General features: G+C 74.0%; 20 protein-coding genes. 12 read left to right on the top strand and 8 right to left on the bottom strand.

Features of this window, described 5'->3' with window-relative positions:
* Positions 1 to 52: 52 nt before the first annotated feature.
* Positions 53 to 844, bottom strand: coding sequence for a hypothetical protein (locus ABZ881_RS21190; RefSeq protein WP_358486952.1), 792 nt, complete (start codon positions 842 to 844; stop codon positions 53 to 55).
* A gap of 649 nt (positions 845 to 1,493) precedes the next feature.
* Here ABZ881_RS21190 and ABZ881_RS21195 point away from each other — a divergent pair.
* From ABZ881_RS21195 to ABZ881_RS21225, 7 genes are all read left to right on the top strand, one after another.
* On the top strand, positions 1,494 to 1,697 hold the full coding sequence (locus tag ABZ881_RS21195) for a cold-shock protein (RefSeq protein WP_068796724.1): 204 nt from the start codon (positions 1,494 to 1,496) through the stop codon (positions 1,695 to 1,697).
* A 351-nt stretch (positions 1,698 to 2,048) separates the two neighbouring features.
* A complete protein-coding gene (locus ABZ881_RS21200) occupies positions 2,049 to 2,558 on the top strand; it encodes a bifunctional DNA primase/polymerase (RefSeq protein ID WP_358486954.1) in 510 nt (169 codons plus the stop codon).
* Between the two features lie 466 nt (positions 2,559 to 3,024).
* Positions 3,025 to 4,233: a DUF445 domain-containing protein gene (locus ABZ881_RS21205; protein WP_358487086.1), complete on the top strand. Its 1,209-nt coding sequence runs from the start codon at positions 3,025 to 3,027 to the stop codon at positions 4,231 to 4,233.
* A gap of 155 nt (positions 4,234 to 4,388) precedes the next feature.
* The gene (locus tag ABZ881_RS21210) at positions 4,389 to 4,925 is read left to right on the top strand and encodes a helix-turn-helix transcriptional regulator (RefSeq protein WP_344024609.1); all 537 of its coding nucleotides are present in this window, start codon (positions 4,389 to 4,391) and stop codon (positions 4,923 to 4,925) included.
* Positions 4,926 to 4,930: 5 nt separating this feature from the next.
* Positions 4,931 to 5,659 carry a hypothetical protein gene (locus tag ABZ881_RS21215; RefSeq protein WP_358486955.1) on the top strand — a complete coding sequence of 243 codons (729 nt, stop codon included), beginning with the start codon at positions 4,931 to 4,933 and terminating at the stop codon, positions 5,657 to 5,659.
* A 165-nt stretch (positions 5,660 to 5,824) separates the two neighbouring features.
* Positions 5,825 to 6,133, top strand: a complete 309-nt coding sequence (locus ABZ881_RS21220) for a DUF2516 family protein (protein WP_344024613.1) — start codon at positions 5,825 to 5,827, stop codon at positions 6,131 to 6,133.
* Positions 6,127 to 6,669, top strand: a complete 543-nt coding sequence (locus tag ABZ881_RS21225) for a YbaK/EbsC family protein (protein WP_358487088.1) — start codon at positions 6,127 to 6,129, stop codon at positions 6,667 to 6,669. The genes ABZ881_RS21220 and ABZ881_RS21225 overlap by 7 nt, the downstream gene beginning before the upstream one ends.
* Before the next feature lie 3 nt (positions 6,670 to 6,672).
* On the opposite strand, the gene ABZ881_RS21230 is transcribed toward ABZ881_RS21225, so the two are convergent.
* Positions 6,673 to 7,608 carry a hypothetical protein gene (locus ABZ881_RS21230; RefSeq protein ID WP_358486958.1) on the bottom strand — a complete coding sequence of 312 codons (936 nt, stop codon included), beginning with the start codon at positions 7,606 to 7,608 and terminating at the stop codon, positions 6,673 to 6,675.
* Positions 7,601 to 8,008: a hypothetical protein gene (locus tag ABZ881_RS21235; protein WP_358486960.1), complete on the bottom strand. Its 408-nt coding sequence runs from the start codon at positions 8,006 to 8,008 to the stop codon at positions 7,601 to 7,603. The genes ABZ881_RS21230 and ABZ881_RS21235 overlap by 8 nt, the downstream gene beginning before the upstream one ends.
* A gap of 422 nt (positions 8,009 to 8,430) precedes the next feature.
* On the opposite strand from ABZ881_RS21235, the gene lon reads away from it, so the two are divergent.
* A complete protein-coding gene (gene lon / locus ABZ881_RS21240) occupies positions 8,431 to 10,776 on the top strand; it encodes an endopeptidase La (protein ID WP_358486962.1) in 2,346 nt (781 codons plus the stop codon).
* 788 nt (positions 10,777 to 11,564) lie between these two features.
* Positions 11,565 to 11,969 carry a DUF559 domain-containing protein gene (locus tag ABZ881_RS21245; protein WP_358486964.1) on the top strand — a complete coding sequence of 135 codons (405 nt, stop codon included), beginning with the start codon at positions 11,565 to 11,567 and terminating at the stop codon, positions 11,967 to 11,969.
* Positions 11,970 to 12,122: 153 nt separating this feature from the next.
* Here ABZ881_RS21245 and purU read toward each other — a convergent pair whose 3' ends face one another.
* Both purU and ABZ881_RS21255 read right to left on the bottom strand, forming a co-directional pair.
* Positions 12,123 to 13,001, bottom strand: a complete 879-nt coding sequence (purU, locus tag ABZ881_RS21250) for a formyltetrahydrofolate deformylase (protein ID WP_344018366.1) — start codon at positions 12,999 to 13,001, stop codon at positions 12,123 to 12,125.
* Positions 13,001 to 13,498 (bottom strand): DUF2505 domain-containing protein, encoded by a 498-nt coding sequence (locus ABZ881_RS21255; RefSeq protein ID WP_344018364.1) that lies wholly within the window; start codon positions 13,496 to 13,498, stop codon positions 13,001 to 13,003. Before ABZ881_RS21255 ends, purU begins: the two co-directional genes overlap by 1 nt.
* A 22-nt stretch (positions 13,499 to 13,520) precedes the next feature.
* Here ABZ881_RS21255 and ABZ881_RS21260 point away from each other — a divergent pair, with 22 nt between their 5' ends.
* Both ABZ881_RS21260 and ABZ881_RS21265 read left to right on the top strand, forming a co-directional pair.
* The gene (locus ABZ881_RS21260; protein ID WP_358486966.1) at positions 13,521 to 14,570 is read left to right on the top strand and encodes a UDP-N-acetylmuramate dehydrogenase; all 1,050 of its coding nucleotides are present in this window, start codon (positions 13,521 to 13,523) and stop codon (positions 14,568 to 14,570) included.
* 60 nt (positions 14,571 to 14,630) lie between these two features.
* A complete protein-coding gene (locus ABZ881_RS21265) occupies positions 14,631 to 14,840 on the top strand; it encodes a hypothetical protein (protein ID WP_358486969.1) in 210 nt (69 codons plus the stop codon).
* 4 nt (positions 14,841 to 14,844) lie between these two features.
* On the opposite strand, the gene ABZ881_RS21270 is transcribed toward ABZ881_RS21265, so the two are convergent.
* Positions 14,845 to 15,585 carry an SDR family NAD(P)-dependent oxidoreductase gene (locus ABZ881_RS21270; RefSeq protein WP_358486970.1) on the bottom strand — a complete coding sequence of 247 codons (741 nt, stop codon included), beginning with the start codon at positions 15,583 to 15,585 and terminating at the stop codon, positions 14,845 to 14,847.
* Positions 15,586 to 15,608: 23 nt separating this feature from the next.
* The gene (locus ABZ881_RS21275) at positions 15,609 to 15,890 is read right to left on the bottom strand and encodes a DUF2530 domain-containing protein (RefSeq protein WP_358486973.1); all 282 of its coding nucleotides are present in this window, start codon (positions 15,888 to 15,890) and stop codon (positions 15,609 to 15,611) included.
* Positions 15,891 to 15,955: 65 nt separating this feature from the next.
* Here ABZ881_RS21275 and ABZ881_RS21280 point away from each other — a divergent pair, with 65 nt between their 5' ends.
* Positions 15,956 to 17,389 carry an NCS2 family permease gene (locus tag ABZ881_RS21280; RefSeq protein ID WP_358486975.1) on the top strand — a complete coding sequence of 478 codons (1,434 nt, stop codon included), beginning with the start codon at positions 15,956 to 15,958 and terminating at the stop codon, positions 17,387 to 17,389.
* A 173-nt stretch (positions 17,390 to 17,562) separates the two neighbouring features.
* On the opposite strand, the gene ABZ881_RS21285 is transcribed toward ABZ881_RS21280, so the two are convergent.
* Positions 17,563 to 18,492, bottom strand: coding sequence for a glycoside hydrolase family 16 protein (locus ABZ881_RS21285; protein ID WP_358486976.1), 930 nt, complete (start codon positions 18,490 to 18,492; stop codon positions 17,563 to 17,565).
* Between the last annotated feature and the right edge of the window lie 23 nt (positions 18,493 to 18,515).

Raw genomic sequence — 18,515 nt, forward strand, 5'->3', positions numbered from 1 at the left:
CCCGGGGCCCGGGGGACGCCGTCGAACGGCAGTGGATCGCCGGCGGATCGACTCAGCGGGCGCTGCCGAACAGCCGCTCCCACAGGCTCGGGGTGGCGGTGGCCCCCGGCGCGGTCTCGGGACCGGCGTCGGCCTCCTCCGGCGCGCCCGGGACCGCCGGGACCGCCGGGACGGCCGGATCGGCGGGCAGGACCGGGGCCGCCGGTGCACCCGGCACCGCCGGGGCCCCCGGAACGGCCGGGTCGGCCGGCACCCCCGGGACGGCGGGCACTGCCGGGTCGGCCGGGACGCCCGGGACGGCCGGCGCGGCCGGGACCCCCGGAACAGCCGGGGTCGCCGGGACCGCGGGGGCGGCGGGCACAGCGGGCACAGCGGGCACAGCGGGCACGGCGGGCACGGCGGGCACGGCGGGCTCGACCGGCGGCTCCGGGACCTCCTGGGCCGGGACCTCCCCGGCCACGGCGTCCTCCGCCGGGGCGGCAGGGACCGCGGGAACGGCCGGTGCCGCGGGGACGGCCGGGGCGGCCGGCAGTGCGGGGGCGGCGGGAACGGCCGGCGCGGCGGGCACCGCCGGGACCGCGGGTGCGGCCGGGACCGGTGCCTCGGCCGGCACCTGTCCGTCGGCCGGTACCGCCGGCACCGCGGGGGTGACCGGGGCCGGATCGACCGGGACCGGCGCGGTGGTCCCACCACCGAACAGGGTGTTGAACAACCGGTCCAGCGGGCCGTCGCCGGCGGACTGTTCCGGCGCGGCGGCCGTGAGGGCGACCGGCTGGGCGGAGGCACGCGTGGGCTCGGCCGCGCCGGCCGCGCCGGCGCCGTACACACCCAGGGTGCCGATCATGAGGGTCAGGGCGACGGAAGCGGTGACTCGGGATCGCACGTTCTCTCCAGTTCGCGGGCTGTTGCTGTGCTGAGGGACGGCGCAGAGCTTGTAGTCACCGGCCGTCGTCCACCAGTGACCCGTTCGTGGCCACACCCGCCACGGGAGCCCCGGCGGTCACGCAGCGAGCGGATCGGACTGCAATGCGCCCAGAACGGGCGACCCCGGACGGGGTGTCGGAGCGCCCGTGGCCGGGCCGGATCCCGTCCGGTCACCCGGTCCGGGGGGGGGGCGACGGCCCGGCTGCTCACCCGTCGGCGTGGAATGGCGTTCGTGCTCACCCGTTCGGGACGCAGGTGACCGAGTGTGCCCGGAAATCCGGGACACCGTCACGCATCGTGTCGCCCGGTGCGACGGGTGGGATGTCGGAGGCGTGCGGGGAGCGTGTGGTGTCCCGCGGGGTCCGCGCGGCGGATCGGCACCGGGTGGTCCGGGCCGTGATAACCTGCGCGCGGTTGCAGTCGTTCTTCCCCGATCGCCGTGAAGCGTCCGTGTGAAGTTGTGACGGTGGGCTTCGCCGGTGATGCGGATGTGTCTCCGACGTGGCCCGCGCGACCTCCGGCCCTCGCAGTGAGGGACCGGAACCGCTCCATCTGAGAAGGACACAGCTATGCCGCAGGGCACCGTCAAGTGGTTCAACGCCGAGAAGGGCTTCGGCTTCATCGCCACCGACGACGAGGGACCGGACGTTTTCGTCCACTACTCCGCGATCGAGGCCAACGGCTTCCGGAGCCTGGAGGAGAACCAGCGGGTCGACTTCCAGGCCAGCCAGGGCAAGAAGGGCCCGCAGGCCGACTCGGTCCGCGTGATCTGATCTTCCTTGCGGGGCACGTCCCCGCTCGTGTGTGAACCGGCGGCGCCGGCACCCCTCGGGTGCCGGCGCCGCCGCACGTTCCGGGTGCCGCTCCGGCGGACGGCACGGCGACCGGTGTGGCGGCGGGCGTCGCCTGGGTTGCCACCGCCCGTCCGATCGCTCCGGCCGGTCACCTGCCGTTCACCGGCGCCGTCGCCGCCGTGCAGTCGGGGTGAACCCGCTCGTCTCGCCGTCGCGCGTGCTCGCCGCGGACCACTCGCGAGCACGTCACTCTTACCCGCATCCTGGTGTTGCACTTCACAGATGCGGCACCACGGTGGTGCCGCGGCAAGCGGAAGGAAGTGGATCCCGATGTCCTGGTGGGACAGCTACCGAGCCGTCTACGGCGCGGAGCTGCGGGCTGCCGCACGCGAGTACGTCGACCACGGCTGGCCCCTCGTCCCGGGGCCGGGAGCCGAGGTGCTGCTCGCCACCGGCGAGTCGATCGACGTCATCGAGGTACCCGCCGAGGTCGGCCGCAGGGTCTGCCGCACGCTGCGGGAGGCCGGTGAGGTCGTGCCCGTCGCGGCGACCCCGCAGGGCACCTGGTGGTTCCCGATGACGCCGCGGCACGCGCTGCCCGCAGAGCTCAGCCTGCACACCGACGTCGTGCTGCACACCGACGGCATCGGCGTGGTCGCCCCGCCGACCGAGCGGCCGGACGGCTGGGTCCAGTGGCGCGTCGCGCCGGCGCGGGTCGGGTACCGGGTGCCCGACGCGTCCGTCGTCGTCGAGGCGGTCGTCGATGCCATCCGTTCGCACGGCACGGCCGGCGCCGATGCGGAGCGGACCCCCGCGACCGGGGTCGCCCTGCGGCGCTGACCGCACCCGGTACGGACCGGCCCGATCACCTGCCGGCCCGTACCTCCGGCGCACCGTCCGTCCGAACCCGTCCCGTTGCCGCCCGGTGTCGTGCCGGGTGCCGGGGCCGGCCGGACGTTGCGCACCGGTAGTGGCGCCCGGGGGAGCACTTCTCCCCCGCGCGCGGAGCCCGCACCGCGGGCGCCGCCGAGCAGCCGCTCCACCGGCCTCGGCCGGGTCCGGCGGGGACAGCCCCCGGACCCGGCCCGTCCCACCCCCGGGTATTCCCCGAGATCGCCCCCGGTGTACCCCGAGTCCGGCTGTCGGTGCCGCGGGGCAGTATGGGGACGTGCAGACCTCGAGCGCGCCGGAGCGCCCCGCCCCGGCTCCGACCTCGCCGCGGGAACGGAACGTCGGGTCGGTGCCCTCGGCGCCGCTCGGCGGCTTCGGGCCCGGCGACGAGCAGAAGCGGCGTGACCTGCGCCGGATGAAGGCCGTCGCGACCGGGTTCCTGGTCGGGGCCACGATCGTTTTCTTCATCGCCAAGTACCTGGAGTCCGTCCAGGGGCTGCCCTGGGCGGCGTACGTGCGGGCCAGCGCCGAGGCGGGCATGGTCGGCGCGCTGGCCGACTGGTTCGCCGTCACCGCGCTGTTCCGGCATCCGCTGCGGATCCCGATCCCGCACACCGCGATCATCCCGCGCAAGAAGGACATGATCGGTGACAGCCTCGGCGACTTCGTCGGCGAGAACTTCCTGTCCGAGGCGGTCGTCCGGGACAAGCTGGAGCGGGTCGGCGTCGCCGAGCAGGTGGGGCTCTGGATCGGCGAGCAGCGCAACGCCGACCGGGTCACCACCGAGCTGGTGACCGCCGCCCGCGCCGTGGTCACCGTGCTGCGCGATGAGGACGTGCAGAACGTCATCGAGACGGTCGCCGTCCGCAAGCTGATGGAGATCCCGGTCGGACCGCCGCTGGGCAAGGCCCTGGAGGGCGTGCTGACCGACGGCGCGCACCGCCGCCTGGTCGATCTCGTCTGCGACCGGGCCTACGACTGGGTCGCCGACAACCAGGAGATGGTGCTGCGGGTCGTGCACGAGCGGGCACCGTCGTGGACCCCCCGGTTCGTCGACGACATGGTGGCCGACAAGCTGTTCGCCGAGATCCGCGGCTACGCCTGGGGTGTCAAGACCGACCCGGAGCACCCGCTGCGGCACGCCGTGGACCGCTATCTCGCCGAGTTCGCACGCGACCTGCAGAGCGACCCGGCCACGATGGACCGGGCCGAGCAGGTCAAGCGCCAGGTCGTCGAGCACCCCGAGGTGCAGCACTTCATCGGGCGGGCCTGGACGGTCGTCAAGGGCATGGTGCTCGACGCCGCCGACGACCCGTCCAACGAGCTGCGGCTGCGGGTCCGGGACGGGCTGATGGCGTTCGGCAGGCGCCTCGGCCGCGACGCCGAGCTGAGCGGCAAGCTCGACGGCTGGATGGCCGACGCCGCCTGCTACGTCGTCCGGCACTACCGGTCCCAGATCACCACGCTGATCACCGACACGGTCGCGAAGTGGGACGCCGAGGAGACCTCCCGCAAGATCGAGCTCCAGGTGGGCCGGGACCTGCAGTGGATCCGGATCAACGGCACCGTCGTCGGTGCGCTGGCCGGGCTGGTCATTCACACCGTCGGGGAGCTCGTGTTCTGAGCCCGCTCGGCGTCATTCCGGCGTCATCCCGTTGCCATCGGGCAGTCACGAACGTGTCGCACGCCACGTGACCAGCGCTAGCAATCCGCTTGCAGGAGCTAGCACCGGCGCGTAGCGTCGGTGGCGGCAACGAGGAGAGATCGGAGGTGGCGCCGATGGGCACCAGACCGGACCCCGCACCGGGACCGGCCGGTGGGTCCAGGCCCTCCACCGAACCGTCCGAGCGCGTCGGCCAGGCCGTCGAACAGGTCGGCCAGGTCGTCGGCCAGGCACAGCAGGTGGTCGGGCACGCGGTGGAGGACATCGGGTCCTACATCCGCGCCCAGCGCGAGGCCGCACAGGTCTCGATGCGCCAGCTGGCCCGCACGGCGGGGGTGAGCAACCCCTACCTGAGCCAGGTCGAGCGCGGACTGCGCAAGCCGTCCGCGGAGATCCTGCAGCAGCTCGCCAAGGGCCTGCGGATCTCGGCCGAGGCGCTGTACGTGCGCGCCGGGATCCTCGAGGAGCGGCCCGCCGGCAAGGTCACCGACGCCGTGCTCACCGATCCGACCCTCACCGAGCGGCAGAAGCGCGTGCTGCTCGATGTCTACGAGTCGTTCCGCAGGGAGAACGGTCTCACCGGCAGCGCCGCCGGCAGCACTACCGACGGCGCCGCCAGCGCTGCCGACACACCGACAGAGACGAGGAAGTGATCGCCATGGCCGTGAACCTCCCGACCAGTGCCGACGTGAAGAAGCTGCGCGAGCAGACCGCCGAGCAGGCCGAGGTCGTCCGCACCCCGCTGCTCGCCGTGCTGGGCGCCGGCGACTACGCCTACACCACCGTGACCAAGGCCGTCGCCGACGTCCGGTCCACCGCGACCAAGCGGGCCGAAGAGGTCCAGGGTCGCGTGCAGGAGCTGCCGGAGGATCTCAAGGAGCTGCGCGGCAAGCTCAGGTCCGAGAACCTGCGCAAGCAGGTCGAGGAGTTCCGCGCCCAGGCCGAGGACGTCTACGTCGGCTTCGCCCAGCGCGGCGAGAAGGCCTGGGGCAAGATCCGCAAGCAGCCGCAGGTCAAGCAGGCCTTCGCGACCGTCGAGGACCTCACCGAGAAGTTCGACGCGCGGGTCGACGAGTTCGTCGACGAGACCCACGACGCCGCCGAGAAGGCCCTGGAGACGGTGACCACGCAGACCCGCTCGGTCGGCGAGAAGGTCGCGCGTCGCACCCAGGCCGTGGCCGGCCAGGCCGCCGAGGCCGTCACCGAGGTATCCAAGGACGCCGCCGAGGCGATCGAGGAGGCCGGGGACGAGGTCGCCGGCACCACCCGGTCCACCACCCGCAAGGCCGCGGCGAAGACCGACCCGAAGACCAACACCGGCGCGCGCACCGCCGCGGCCCGCAAGCCGGCAACCCGGCGCAGCACCACCGGCACCACCAAGAAGTGACACCCGCCGGGCGTCCCGCCCGGTGCGCAGTACCGACCGCCCCCGCCGGCCTCCCGCCGGCGGGGGCGGTCCGCCGTCCGGCCCCGGTGCGGCCGAGGGGTGCGCGACGCATCGCCGACGCGGAGCCCGCGTGACCGGCGACCGGACTGCCCGTACTCTGGCCGCGTGGAACTGCTGTACGTCCTCGACCAGTGGATCGTCTTCGCCCTGAAGATCGTCGCGCTCCCGGTGGGTGGCTACGCGTTCCTGCACGCCCTGCGTCAGCGCGCCGACGCCTTCACCGCGGCCGGGAAGCTCACCAAGAACGCCTGGCTGGGCATCACCGGCGTCGGTCTGTTGCTGCTGATCATCACCGGCGGCCCGATGTACGGTGGCGCGATGTTCTGGCTGGCGGCGATGGTGGCCGTGCTCGTCTACATCGTGGACGTCAAGCCGGCGGTGGTCGAGGTGCAGGGCGGGGGTCCGCGCTGGTGAGCTGGTCCGTGCTCGGGACGCTGCACGCCGTCCCCGCGCTGGACCGTCCGGACCTGCTTGCCGACCCGGTCGCGCTCGCGCTGGAGGAGCTCGACGCCGGCCGCGTCGGCGTCGCGGAGATCGACCCCGAGCTGGCCGACACGACCGCGTTCTGTGACGCCTACTCCTCGCCGATCGATCGCTCGGCCAATTGCGTCGTGGTGGCAGGAAAGCGGGCCGGCGAGGTCCGCCACGCCGCCTGCGTCGTCCTCGCGACCACCCGTGCCGACGTGAACGGCACCGTCAGGCGGCGCCTGGACGTCCGGAAGGCCTCCTTCGCCCCGATGGACGACGCCGTCGCACTGACCGGCATGGCCTACGGCGGGATCACCCCGATCGGGCTGCCTTCCGGCTGGCCGGTGTGGATCGCACCCGCCGTGGCAGCCGCCGACGCCGTCGTGATCGGCAGCGGCACCCGCGGCGGGAAACTCGCCGTCCCCGGCGAGCTGCTGGCGGTGCTGCCGAACGCGGTCGTCGTCGACGACCTGGCGCGCTGAGGCTCAGCACCGGCCCGGTGTCACCGTGCCGGCGGCCGCGAACTCCCACCGGTGGCCCCCCGTGCGGGGCAGCAGGACGGCCGCGCCGTCGGCCACCGTCCAGCCGGAGGGAAGCAGGAGGTACTGCCCACCGGACTGGATGACGAGCTTCAGCCCGTCGTAGCGGAAGCGGTCCGGACCGCACGCGGTACCGGTGACGCCGGGGCCGGTGAGGCCGAGCTCGGTCTCGCTGAACAGCACGGCGTCGGGCAGCGCGGGCAGGCTCCGCTCGAACTCCGCGCCGCGGCCGGCACCGACGCCGGCGGCGTACGCGCCCACCGTCCAGAAGAGCCCCACGCCGACCAGTACGAACGTGACGCCCCACTCGGTGACCGCCGCCGGGCCCGCCGTGCCGCGGGCGAGGCGGGTAGCGGCGAGCAGCGCCAGCGCTGCCGTGCACAGGCCGAGCCCACGCAGCTCGGGGACACCGGGGAGCAGGGTGCCGCGCACGGTGTCGACGACGGTGAGGGCCGCCGCGGCGCCGCCGAGGAGCACCAGGCCCGGGACCGTGACCCGGCGGAGCCGGGTCCGTGCGGCCGGGGACAGCAGCGCCGGGGCCAGCTGCCGCGCCCAGAGCCCGAGCAGTACCGCCGCACCGGCCACCGCCAGCGGCGGGATCATCCCGTCGGCACTGCGCACCAGGTAGTCGGCCGGGGTGAGGTCCATGATCGTGTAGGAGACCCCGAAGTGGTCGAAGAACCCGAACGCGTGCCGGCGGCCGAAGTAGAGCAGCAGCCCGGTGAGCAGCGTCGCCGGGGCAACGATCGAGGCGAGCACCTGCAGCGACCGGGGCAGGCCGTCAGCGGTGCCGCCGGTGGGCGCGGCCGCCGGCGCAGGACCGTCGACCGGTGCCTGCGGCGGCCGCCGCAGGCCGGGCCTGCGGCGGCCGGGCTCAGCCATCACCTGCCTCGCCAGGGGCAGCCGGTGCCCCCGGCCCACCTGCCCCCGGCCCACCTGCCCCCGGCCCACCTGCTCCCGCGTCCGGACCTTTGCTCCCGTCGTCGTCGTCGTCGGCGCAGCCGCCGTCGCGGACCGTGAGCGTGATCGGCCCGGTCACGGCGGCCAGCAGGGTACGCGATCCTGGTTCGACGGCGCATACGATCCAGTGGCCCGGGGCGTCGGCAGGCTCGGACACCACGATGACGCAGTCGCCCGGTGCGGGCCGGCACTCGTCCCGGAGGAGCGCTCGGAACTCGCTCTGCGGGGTGTCCCCGCCGACCTGCTCGGGGATGTAGCCGCCGGGTGGCTGGCCGCCCGGGCGCGGTGGGACCCGGCCGACCTCGCCACCGGGACGGCTCACCGGACCCTCCGGTGCGGCGCCGCCCGTAGCACCTCCGATCCGTCCCGGATCGCTGCTGTCGCTCCGATCGCTGCTGTCGCTCGGATCACTGCTGTCGCTCGGATCACTGTCGCCCGGATCGCTGCCGGACGCGCCGGTACCCGTGGGAGGCGGATCGCCGGCACCGCTGCCACCCGTCCCGCCGGCGGCGACGACGGGATCGTCGGCCTGCGCCCCGCCGCACCCGGCGAGCAGGAGGACCGCGGCGCAGACGACGGCGGGCACGACGCGGCGCATCGGACACCTCCCTGCGGGCCACCGGATGGCCCCGCCCGTTGCTGCCGCACTCGTCGTGGTGTTGCGCGGCGTTACGCTGCGGGGCGGTGCCGTTCGCCGTGAGCGGACAGCGGATTGGGCGCAACGGTGTAAGCGTTGGCCAGGACATGACAGACGTGCTGACCCTCCCCGTTCTGCCCCTCGACGACGCCGTCGTGCTTCCCGGCATGGTGGTCCCGGTCCGGCTCGACGCACCCGACACCCGTGCCGCCGTCGACGCGGCCACCGCAGGCGAACGCGCCGGCGAGGACCGTGACCGCGACGACGGCAGGCGGGTGCTCGTCGTCCCCCGGATCGACGGCCGCTACGGCTCCGTCGGCGTCGTCGCCGTGCTCGAGCAGATCGGCAGGCTCCCCAACGGCGACCAGGCCGCCGTCGTGCGCGGCGAGCGCCGCGCACGGATCGGCAGCGGCGTCGGCGGGCCCGGTGCCGCGCTGTGGGTCGAGGCCGAGCCGCTGACCGAGGCCGAGCCGACCGGGCGCACCCACGAGCTCGCCAAGGAGTACAAGGCGCTGGTCGTCGGCATCCTGCAGCAGCGGGGCGCCTGGCAGGTCATCGACTCGGTGCAGCAGACCTCCGATCCCGGCCTGCTCGCCGACCTGGCCGGATGGGCGTCCTGGCTGGACGTCGCGCACAAGGCCGAGCTGCTCGCCGAGACCGACGTGACCGTGCGGCTGGAGAAGCTCCTGGAGTGGACGAAGGAGCACGTCGCCGAGCAGGAGGTCTCGGAGAAGATCTCGAACGACGTCCGCGAGGGCATGGAGCGCCAACAGCGCGAGTTCCTGCTACGCCAGCAGCTCGCCGCGATCCGCAAGGAGCTCGGCGAGGGCGACCCGGACGCCGCCGACGACGACTACCGCGCCAAGGTCGAGGCCGCCGACCTGCCGGAGAACGTCCGCAAGGCCGCGCTGACCGAGGTCGGCAAGCTGGAGCGGGCCTCCGACCAGAGCCCCGAGTCCGGATGGATCCGGACCTGGCTCGACACCGTCCTCGACATCCCGTGGACCACCACCACGACCGACTCCGACGACCTCGTCGAGGCGCGCCGGATCCTGGACGCCGACCACGCCGGCCTCGACGACGTCAAGGAGCGGCTGATCGAGTTCCTGGCCGTCCGGTCCCGGCGTACCCGCAAGGGCCTGGACACCGTGGGCGGGCGCGGCTCCGGCGCCGTGCTGTCCCTGGTCGGCCCGCCCGGCGTCGGCAAGACGTCGCTGGGGGAGTCGGTGGCCCGCTCGCTCGGCCGGAAGTTCGTCCGGGTCGCGCTCGGCGGCGTCCGGGACGAGGCGGAGATCCGCGGGCACCGGCGCACCTACGTCGGCGCGCTGCCGGGCCGCATCGTCCGGGCCATCCGGGAGGCCGGGTCGATGAACCCGGTCGTGCTGCTGGACGAGATCGACAAGGTCGGCAGCGACTTCCGCGGCGACCCGACCGCGGCCCTGCTGGAGGTGCTGGACCCGGCGCAGAACCACACGTTCCGGGACCACTACCTGGAGGTCGACCTCGACCTGTCGAACGTGCTGTTCCTGGCCACCGCGAACGACGGCTCGGCGATCCCCGGTCCGCTCGCCGACCGGATGGAGGTCGTGACGCTCGACGGCTACACCGAGCCGGAGAAGGTCGCGATCGCCCGTGACCACCTGCTCCCGCGGCAGATCACCTCGGCCGGTCTGGAGCCGGACGACGTCGAGTTCACCGATGTCGCGCTGTCCATGATCGCCGCCGAGTACACCCGGGAGGCCGGCGTCCGCCAGCTGGAGCGCGGTCTGGCGAAGGTGCTCCGGAAGGTCGCCGTCGAGCTGGACGGCGGCGCCGAGGGCCCGGTCACGGTCGACGCCAACTCGCTCGTCGGCTACCTCGGCCGGCCGAGGTTCACGCCGGAGACCGCGGAGCGCACCTCGGTCCCCGGGGTCGCGACCGGGCTGGCCGTCACCGGTGCCGGTGGGGACGTGTTGTTCATCGAGGCGACCGCGATGGACGGCGAGCCCGGCCTGCAGATCACCGGGCAGCTCGGTGAGGTGATGACCGAGTCCGTCTCGATCGCGCTGTCCTACCTGCGGTCGAAGGGGCTCGCCGGGGATCTGGCGCAGCGCAAGCTGCACGTGCACGTCCCGGCCGGCGCCGTCCCGAAGGACGGCCCGTCCGCGGGCGTCACGATGACCACGGCGCTCGCCTCGCTCGCCTCCGGGCGGCCGGTCCGCAGCTCGGTCGGGATGACCGGCGAGGTCACCCTGCAGGGCAAGGTCCTGCCGATCGGCGGGGTGAAGCAGAAGCTGCTCGCCGCGCACCGGGCCGGGCTGACCGACGTGATCATCCCGAAGCGCAACGAGCCCGACCTGGACGACGTGCCGGAGTCGGTGCGCGGTGAGCTGCGGGTGCACCCGGTCGCCGATGTCGCCGAGGTCCTGGAGATCGCACTGGAGCCGGTGGTCGCGGAGCAGCGCGCCGCCTGACCCGCGCCCGAGCGCCCGTCCCGCACCCGCGGGGCGGGCGCTCTGCGTCTCGCGGCCCCGCGCCCCGCCGCGCTCGCCCCGCGTCGCGCCTCGCCCCGTACCCCGTCACTCACCGAGATGCAGCTCAGCGGGAATTGTGGATCTTTCCGGCCCGCTCATCTGCATCTCGGTGAGTGACGGGGTGCGGGCTGCGCGGGTCGGAGGTTCGCGATCGCGACCGGGTGCCGGGGTTCGGCAGCGGCGGGTCCGGGTGGCGCGCGACCGTCCACGGATGACGGTTCCCGGTCTGCCCGAGGTGTTCCGCGGCACGGTGGCGGTGGCCTCGGGCCTGGTCACCCCCGATCTGTTGCGCGGGCCGCAGTTCACCCGGGTGCTACCCGACACCTACGTCCGGGCCGAGACGTGCCCGCCCGATCTGCGGCTCCGGTCACTCGCCGCGTACGCCTGGGCGGGACCCGGGGCCATCCTCTGTGGATACTCGGCGGCCGAGCTGCTCGGCGCCTCGTGCGCACCGCGCGACGCGCCCGCCGAGGTCGCCGTGACCGCGGTCCGGGCCGGGCCGCGGAGCCGCGCGGGCGTCGTCCGGGTCCGGCGCGACCTGCTGCATCCCGACGACGTCACCGAGCTCGGCGGCGTCCGGGCGACCGGCCGGATCCGGACGGCGTTCGACCTGGCCCGGCGGCTCCCACCGGTCGAGGGCGTCGTCGCGGTGGACGCGCTGGCCCGCGGGTGCGTTCGCCCCGGACCTGCTGCGGGAGTTCGCCGCCCGGCATCCGGGACTGCGCGGCGTGCGGAAGGCCCTCGACGCCGTGTGCTGGGCCGACGCCCGGTCCGGCTCGCCGCCGGAGACCCGTCTCCGGCTGATCCTGGTGCGGGCCGGGCTGCCGTGGCCGGTGCCGCAGCATCCGGTCGTCGACGGGCGCAACGAGATCCTCTGGCTGGACCTCGCCTATCCGGCGGCGCTGCTGGGCGTCGAGTACGACGGCGGCGGCCACTTCGCCACGCCCGAGGCGGCCCGGGCCGACGCCCGCCGGCACACCCGGCTCGTCGCCGAGGGGTGGCGGGTGTTGCGCTACACCGCTCAGGACATGCGCCGCGCTCCCGGCCGGATCGTCGCGGAGGTCCGGCACGCTCTCGGCTCGACCCACCGAGATGCAGCTCAGCGGGCCGGAAAGATCCACAATCCCCGCTGATCTGCATCTCGGCGGGTGACGGGGTGCGGGTGGGGCGGGCGGGGCGCGGGCGCGGCGGGGTGCGTGGCGCGGCGGGGTGCGTGGCGTGGCGGGGCGTGGCGTGGGTGGGGCGTGGCGCGGGGCGCGGGCGTGGCGTGGCGTGTGGCGGCCGGATCAGTGGAAGACGACGGTGCGGTTGCCCTGGATCAGCACCCGGTCCTCCAGGTGCCAGCGCAGTCCCCGCGCCAGCACCAGCCGCTCGATGTCGCGGCCGCGGCGCACCATGTCTGCGGCCGTGTCGCCGTGGTCGACCCGGGTGACGTCCTGCTCGATGATCGGGCCGGCGTCCAGATCGGCGGTGGCGTAGTGGCAGGTCGCCCCGATCAGCTTGACCCCGCGCCGGTGCGCCTGGTGGTAGGGCCGGGCCCCGGCGAACGACGGCAGGAAGCTGTGGTGGATGTTGATCGCCCGCCCGGCCCACGCCTCGCACAGGTGCGCGGGCAGGATCTGCATGAAGCGGGCCAGCACGATGGCGTCCGGGTCGTCGGCGTCGACCAGCTTGCGGATCTCCTCGAACGCGGTGACCTTGCCCTGCTCGCGGAACCGGTCGCCGGCGGCCGGGAAGGGCACGTGATGGAACGGCACCCCGTGCGCGGTCACGATCGGCTCCAGCGACGCATGGTTGCCGATCACCCGGGTGATCTCCACCGGCAGTTCGCCGGTCCACACTCGTCCGAGCAGGTCGTGCAGGCAGTGCTGGTCGCGCGTCACCAGGAGCACGGCGCGCTTGCGGGTCCCGGTGTCGGAGATCCGGTGCTCCCCGCCGAGCTCGGCGGCGACCGGGGCGAACAGCTCGCGGAGCTCCTCGACGTCGCACGGGACGGACGCGGCGTCGACGACCTGGCGGGTGGCGAACACCCCGGCCTCGACGTCGGCGTGGTAGGCGGCCTCGGTGATGGACGCGCCGAGGCCGGCGAGGAACGACGCGATCCGCGCGACGATCCCGGTCCGGTCCGGGCAGGACAGCGTGATGACGTACCGGCGGCCGGTCATCAGGAGATCTGCTTCAGGGTGAACTCGGTCTCGGCGGCCAGCAGTTTCTCGATCTGCCCGGCCACCGCCTCCTCGATCCGCGATCCGATCAGCGGTACCCGCACGGTCACCTCGGCCCGGATCATGACCTCGGAGCCCCCGTCGACGTCGACGATCCGCATCACCGACCGGGCGGTCGCCGGCGTCCCCACGACCTCGACCGAGCCGGTGCCGTCGTAGCGCCCGGCCCCGCCGGACCGCCAGTGCTCGGTGCGGTCGATCTTCAGGTCGCCGCCGGGGATGAACGAGGTGACCACCGACGGCAGGTCGGTGGCGGAGATGCCGTGCCGGAGCGTGTACCGGACGCCGCCCGGCTCGGTCTCGTAGGCGGTGATCGCGGCCCCCGGACCCCCGAGGTGCTTCAGCTGCTGCTCCAGCAGGTCACGGTCCACCATCGCGGCGTAGACCTTCTCCGCCGGGTGCACGGAGGTGGCGCGGTAGTCGAGCGAGCGCGGCATGCGCGCAGGTTACCGTTGACGGGTGAGCTCCCCCGCCTCGACGACCATCGATCCCCGGCTGAGCGCGCACACCACGCTGCGGCTGGGTGGGCCGGCCGCCCGGATCGTGCGCGCCGAGGGGGCCGCCGAGGTGGTGGACGCGGTCGGGTCGGCGGACGCCGCCGGGGAGCGGGTGCTGCTGGTCGGCGGCGGTTCCAACCTGGTGGTGGCCGACGACGGGTTCGACGGCACCGCGGTGCTGCTGGCCGGCCACGGGATCGTCCACGAGCGGCGCCACGGGGCGGTGCTGCTGACCGTCGAGGCCGGTGAGGACTGGGACGACGTCGTCGCGGCCACCGTCGCCGACGGGCTCGGCGGGCTCGAGTGCCTGTCCGGCATCCCCGGCCGCACCGGCGCCACCCCGGTGCAGAACGTCGGCGCCTACGGCGTCGAGATCGCCGATCTGCTGGTCGACGTCGACCTCTACGACCGCCGGACCCGCACCGTCCGCGAGCACGTGCCGGCCGCCGCGCTCGGCCTCGCTTACCGGACGAGCGTGCTGAAGGGCAACGACGACGCGATCGTGCTGCGGGCCCGGTTCACGCTGCACGCCGACGGCCGCTCCGCCCCGATCCGCTACGCCGAGCTGGCCCGCACCCTCGGCGTCGAACCGGAGACCCGGGTCGATCCGGCGGCGGCCCGCGAGGCGGTGCTGGCACTGCGCCGCGGCAAGGGCATGGTGCTCGACGCCGCCGACCACGACACCTGGTCGGCCGGGTCGTTCTTCACCAACCCGATCCTGGACGCCGCCGACGCACCGGCCACCGACGGGATCGCCGCCTGGCCGGCCGGCGAGGGCCGGGTGAAGCTGTCCGCGGCCGGGCTGATCCAGCAGTCCGGGTTCGCCCGCGGCCACGCCGGGCCGGGCGGCCGGGTGTCGCTGTCGACCCGGCACGTGCTGGCGCTCACCCACCGCGGCGGCGGGACGACGGCGGACCTGCTCGCGCTGGCCCGCGAGGTCCGCGACGGGGTGGCGGCCCGGTTCGGCGTCGCCCTGCACCCGGAGCCGGTGCTGGTCGGCTGCGCGCTCTGAGCGGTCGGGTGCGCGCCGGGCGCCCGTGAGAAACCGGCCCGGAACGGGTACGCACCCGGCATGAGCGCCCCGCAGAACCCGGACGTCCCCACCGACCGCGCCGAGGCCCGGGCCACCCCGCTCCCGGAGGAGCAGGGCACCGGCGCGCCGGACCGGGACGGCGCGGAGGAGATCCTGCGCGAGTCCGAGGAGCGGATCGCGGGCGCGGCCGCCGGTGACGAACCGGCCGACGACGCCGAGCAGCGCCGCCGGTCCGACGAGACCCTGTAGCGCCTCAGCCGCGCCGGTGCCGCCGGGTGCCGGACGCCTGGTCGCGCGGCTTGAGCACGATCTGGTCCAGGTTGACGTGCGACGGCCTGGTCGCGGCGAAGACGATGGTGTCGGCCACGTCGTCGGCGGTCAGCGGGGTCAGCCCCTGGTAGACCTTCGCGGCCTTCTCGGCGTCGCCGTCGAAACGCACCTCGGAGAACTCGGTCTCGACCATGCCGGGGGCGATCTCGGTGACCCGGATCGGCTCACCGAGCAGCTCGCCGCGCAGCGTCCGGTGCAGCATCGCCTGGGCGTGCTTGGCCCCGGTGTAGCCTGCGCCGTTGTCGTACCAGTCGAGCGCGGCGATCGAGGTCACGGTGATCACGTGCCCGTCGCCGGAGGCGCGCAGCTTCGGCAGGAACGCCTTGGTCAGCCGCAGCGTGCCGAGCACGTTCGTCTCCCACATCCAGCGCCACTGCTCCTCGTCGGCCTGCTCGACCGGGTCGAGGCCCTTGGCGCCGCCCGCGTTGTTGACCAGGACGGCGGCCTCCGGCACGGCCTCGTCGAAGGCGCGGACCGAGTCGGCGTCAGTGACGTCCAGCGGCAGCGCGGTGCCGCCGATCTCGTCGGCGATCTCCTGGCAGCGCTCCACCCGGCGGGCACCGAGGACGACGTGGAACCCGGCCTTCCCGAGTGCGCGGGCGGTGGCGGCGCCGATCCCGGAGGAGGCGCCCGTGACGACAGCGGTCTTGTGCTCGGCGGTCATGCCCCGAGCCTAGGTGGCCGGTGTCAGCCGGGCTCGACCCCGCGCTGCGCGGAGCGGTCGCCCCGGCGGGCGGCCGCCCGCTGCACGGAGAACACGAGCGCACCGAACAGGCCGACGCCGAGGCCGGCGATGCACGTCCAGAACACCTCGCCGGGGCCGGTTCCGGCGACGAACCCGCTGCACAGCGCGATCCCGGCGGCGATCGCCCACACGGCCATCCCGCCGATGAGCACCGGCGGTGACTCGTAGAACCGGGACGGCAACGCGGGCGGGGGCGGCGGGTCGCCGTCGTGGGATGCCGTCACATCCTGCACTGTAACGACGCGTACCGCCGGACGGCGCAGCGTTGCGCCGCGTCTAGGGTGTCGCCGTGATCGAGCGCTACTTCCGCGTGTCCGAGCGCGGGTCCACGATCCCCCGGGAGCTGCGCGGGGGACTCGTCACCTTCATGGCGATGGCCTACATCATCGTCCTGAACCCGCTGATCCTCGGCAGCGTCACCGCGACCGACCCGTCGGCGAAGACCGACGCGCTCGGCGGCATCCTGCCGCTGGCCCAGGTCGCCGCGGTGACCGCCCTGGTCGCGGGCGTGATGACGATCCTGTTCGGGGTGCTCGCCAACTACCCGTTCGCGATCGCCACCGGGCTGGGGATCAACACCCTGCTGGCCGTGACCATCGCGCCGCTGATGAGCTGGCCGGAGGCGATGGGCCTGGTCGTCATCAACGGCCTGATCATCGTGATCCTCGCCGTCACCGGCTTCCGCACCGCGGTCTTCAACGCCGTGCCGACCGAGCTGAAGACGGCGATCGCGGTCGGCATCGGCGCGTTCATCGCGATGATCGGACTGGTCGACTCGGGCTTCGTGCGCCGGCTGCCGGACGAGGCCAACACCACCGTGCCGGTCGGGCTGGGCATCGACGGGTCGATCGCGTCCTGGCCGACCTTCGTGTTCGTGCTCGGCCTGCTGATCGTCGGCGTGCTCGTCGCGCGCGGGGTGCGGGCCGGGATCCTGATCGGCGTCGTGCTCAACACGGTCATCGCGATCCTCGTCGAGGCGCTGGCGCAGGTCGGGCCGGGCGGGCCGGACAACCCGGGTGGCTGGTCGCTGGCGGTGCCCGAGCTGCCGTCGCAGATCGTCGGGATGCCGGACCTGTCGCTGGTCGGCCAGGTGTCCTTCGGCGCCTTCGCCCGGCTGGACATCATCACCGTCGTCCTGCTGATCTTCACCCTGGTGCTGGCGAACTTCTTCGACGCGATGGGGACGCTCACCGGGCTCGGCAGGCAGGCCGGGCTCAATGACGAGCAGGGCAAGCTGCCGAACGTCGGCCGGGCACTGGTCGTCGAGGGGGCCGGCGCGGTCGCCGGGGGCGCGGCCTCGTCGTCGTCGAACACGCTGTTCGTGGAGTCGGCGGCCGGGATCGCCGAGGGCGCCCGGACCGGTCTGGCGAACGTGCTGACCGGTCTGCTGTTCCTGCTGGCGATGTTCTTCACGCCGCTGTACGCGATCGTGCCGGTCGAGGCCGCCGCACCGGCGCTGGTCGTGGTGGGTGCGCTGATGTTCCGGCAGGTCACCGGGATCGAGCTGGACGATCTGCGCACGGCGATCCCGGTGTTCCTCACCGTCGTCGTCATGCCGTTCACGTACTCGATCGCGAACGGGATCGGCGCCGGCTTCATCTCCTACGTGGTGCTGGCCGCGCTGACCGGCCGGGCCCGGCAGGTGCACCCGCTGATGTGGGTGGTCGCGGTGCTGTTCGTCGGGTACTTCGGCGTGGGACCGTTGCGCGAGCTGCTCGGCTAGGAATTCACTTGTCAAGTAAGGCTAGCCTGAGCTAACTTACGTCTCGTCGCTTCGTGGTGGGAGCGGCGCGTCAGTTCGGGACAGGAGAAGGCCCCGGCTCCCACAGGAGCCGGGGCCTCCTTCTTTCCCCAGTCACACCGTCCCGCCGCCGAGCGAGGACGGTGCTCCGCCGATCAGGGCGCGTAGATGCGCACCCAGTCCACCTCGAAGTCGAGCTCGTCGGGGGAGGTCTCGTCGAGCGGGGCGATCCAGTCCTTGCCGTACGGGCCGATGTCCTGCTGCATGGCCAGGTGCATCGGGCGCGGCGGGATGTGGTCGGGATCCATCGTCCGGAAGACCTCGACGCCGTCGATGTAGAACACCACCCGGTCCGGCAGCCACTCGACGGCGTAGTTGTGCCACTCGGTGAAGTCGCCGGTGATCGTCTTGCCGACCTGGCTGTTGTCCTCGCCGTAGTGGACGATCGTGTGCGTCTCGGAGCGGTCGCCCTTCGGGATCTCCATGAAGTTCAGCTCGCCGCCGACCGGCCAGTCCTCGGCGACCGGCCAGAGCAGCGCGACGTCGCCGTAGCCGGTGCCCGGGTTGGTCTTGGCCCGGATCTCCCAGCGGCCGTACTGCATGCCGCCCTTCCAGTGCAGGCCGGCCGAGGTGAGGCCGCGGCTGGTGAGCAGCAGCCGCCCGTCGCGCACCGACAGGTTCTCGGCCATGTGCCTGCCGACGCCGCCGGTGGTCTCGCCGGTGTAGGGGGCCCAGCGGTCCAGGTCGAGCTCGGCGCCGTCGAACTCGTCACCGGCGATCATCCGCCAGCCGTGCCGGACGCCGGCCTCGGCCTCGGACCGCGACGCCGGGTCCAGCGCGGCGACCTGGTCCGGCCGCTCTTGGTCGTGCATGCCGCCGGGGGACTCCTCGGGCGCCGGTGCGGCGGCCGGCGGGGTGTCCCGGCCGGAGCCGCCGGTCAGGTCGACCGATGCGGCGACGCCGACGACGCCGGCCAGCGCACCGACCGCGAGCAGCGCACCGAGGACGGTCGGCCACCGGCGCCGGCCGGGCGCCTCGGGATCCGGCGTGCGGTGCCGTGCCCGCTCGGGTGCCTCCTGCTGCACGCCGTCCTCCTTCTCGTGGCGAC

This window comes from Pseudonocardia sp. NPDC046786, from assembly GCF_040645415.1.
GTDB classification, from domain to species: Bacteria; Actinomycetota; Actinomycetes; order Mycobacteriales; family Pseudonocardiaceae; genus Pseudonocardia; species Pseudonocardia kongjuensis.

Bases quoted from the DNA above. Each gene is read 5' to 3' on its own strand.
- purU (WP_344018366.1), bottom strand. From the start codon at position 13,001: ATGACCGGCCGCCGGTACGTCATCACGCTGTCCTGCCCGGACCGGACC.
- ABZ881_RS21215 (WP_358486955.1), top strand. From the start codon at position 4,931: ATGGCCGTGAACCTCCCGACCAGTGCCGACGTGAAGAAGCTGCGCGAG.
- ABZ881_RS21265 (WP_358486969.1), top strand. From the start codon at position 14,631: ATGAGCGCCCCGCAGAACCCGGACGTCCCCACCGACCGCGCCGAGGCC.
- ABZ881_RS21205 (WP_358487086.1), top strand. From the start codon at position 3,025: ATGAAGGCCGTCGCGACCGGGTTCCTGGTCGGGGCCACGATCGTTTTC.
- lon (WP_358486962.1), top strand. From the start codon at position 8,431: ATGACAGACGTGCTGACCCTCCCCGTTCTGCCCCTCGACGACGCCGTC.
- ABZ881_RS21210 (WP_344024609.1), top strand. From the start codon at position 4,389: ATGGGCACCAGACCGGACCCCGCACCGGGACCGGCCGGTGGGTCCAGG.
- ABZ881_RS21195 (WP_068796724.1), top strand. From the start codon at position 1,494: ATGCCGCAGGGCACCGTCAAGTGGTTCAACGCCGAGAAGGGCTTCGGC.
- ABZ881_RS21200 (WP_358486954.1), top strand. From the start codon at position 2,049: ATGTCCTGGTGGGACAGCTACCGAGCCGTCTACGGCGCGGAGCTGCGG.
- ABZ881_RS21270 (WP_358486970.1), bottom strand. From the start codon at position 15,585: ATGACCGCCGAGCACAAGACCGCTGTCGTCACGGGCGCCTCCTCCGGG.
- ABZ881_RS21255 (WP_344018364.1), bottom strand. From the start codon at position 13,498: ATGCCGCGCTCGCTCGACTACCGCGCCACCTCCGTGCACCCGGCGGAG.
- ABZ881_RS21190 (WP_358486952.1), bottom strand. From the start codon at position 844: ATGATCGGCACCCTGGGTGTGTACGGCGCCGGCGCGGCCGGCGCGGCC.
- ABZ881_RS21230 (WP_358486958.1), bottom strand. From the start codon at position 7,608: ATGGCTGAGCCCGGCCGCCGCAGGCCCGGCCTGCGGCGGCCGCCGCAG.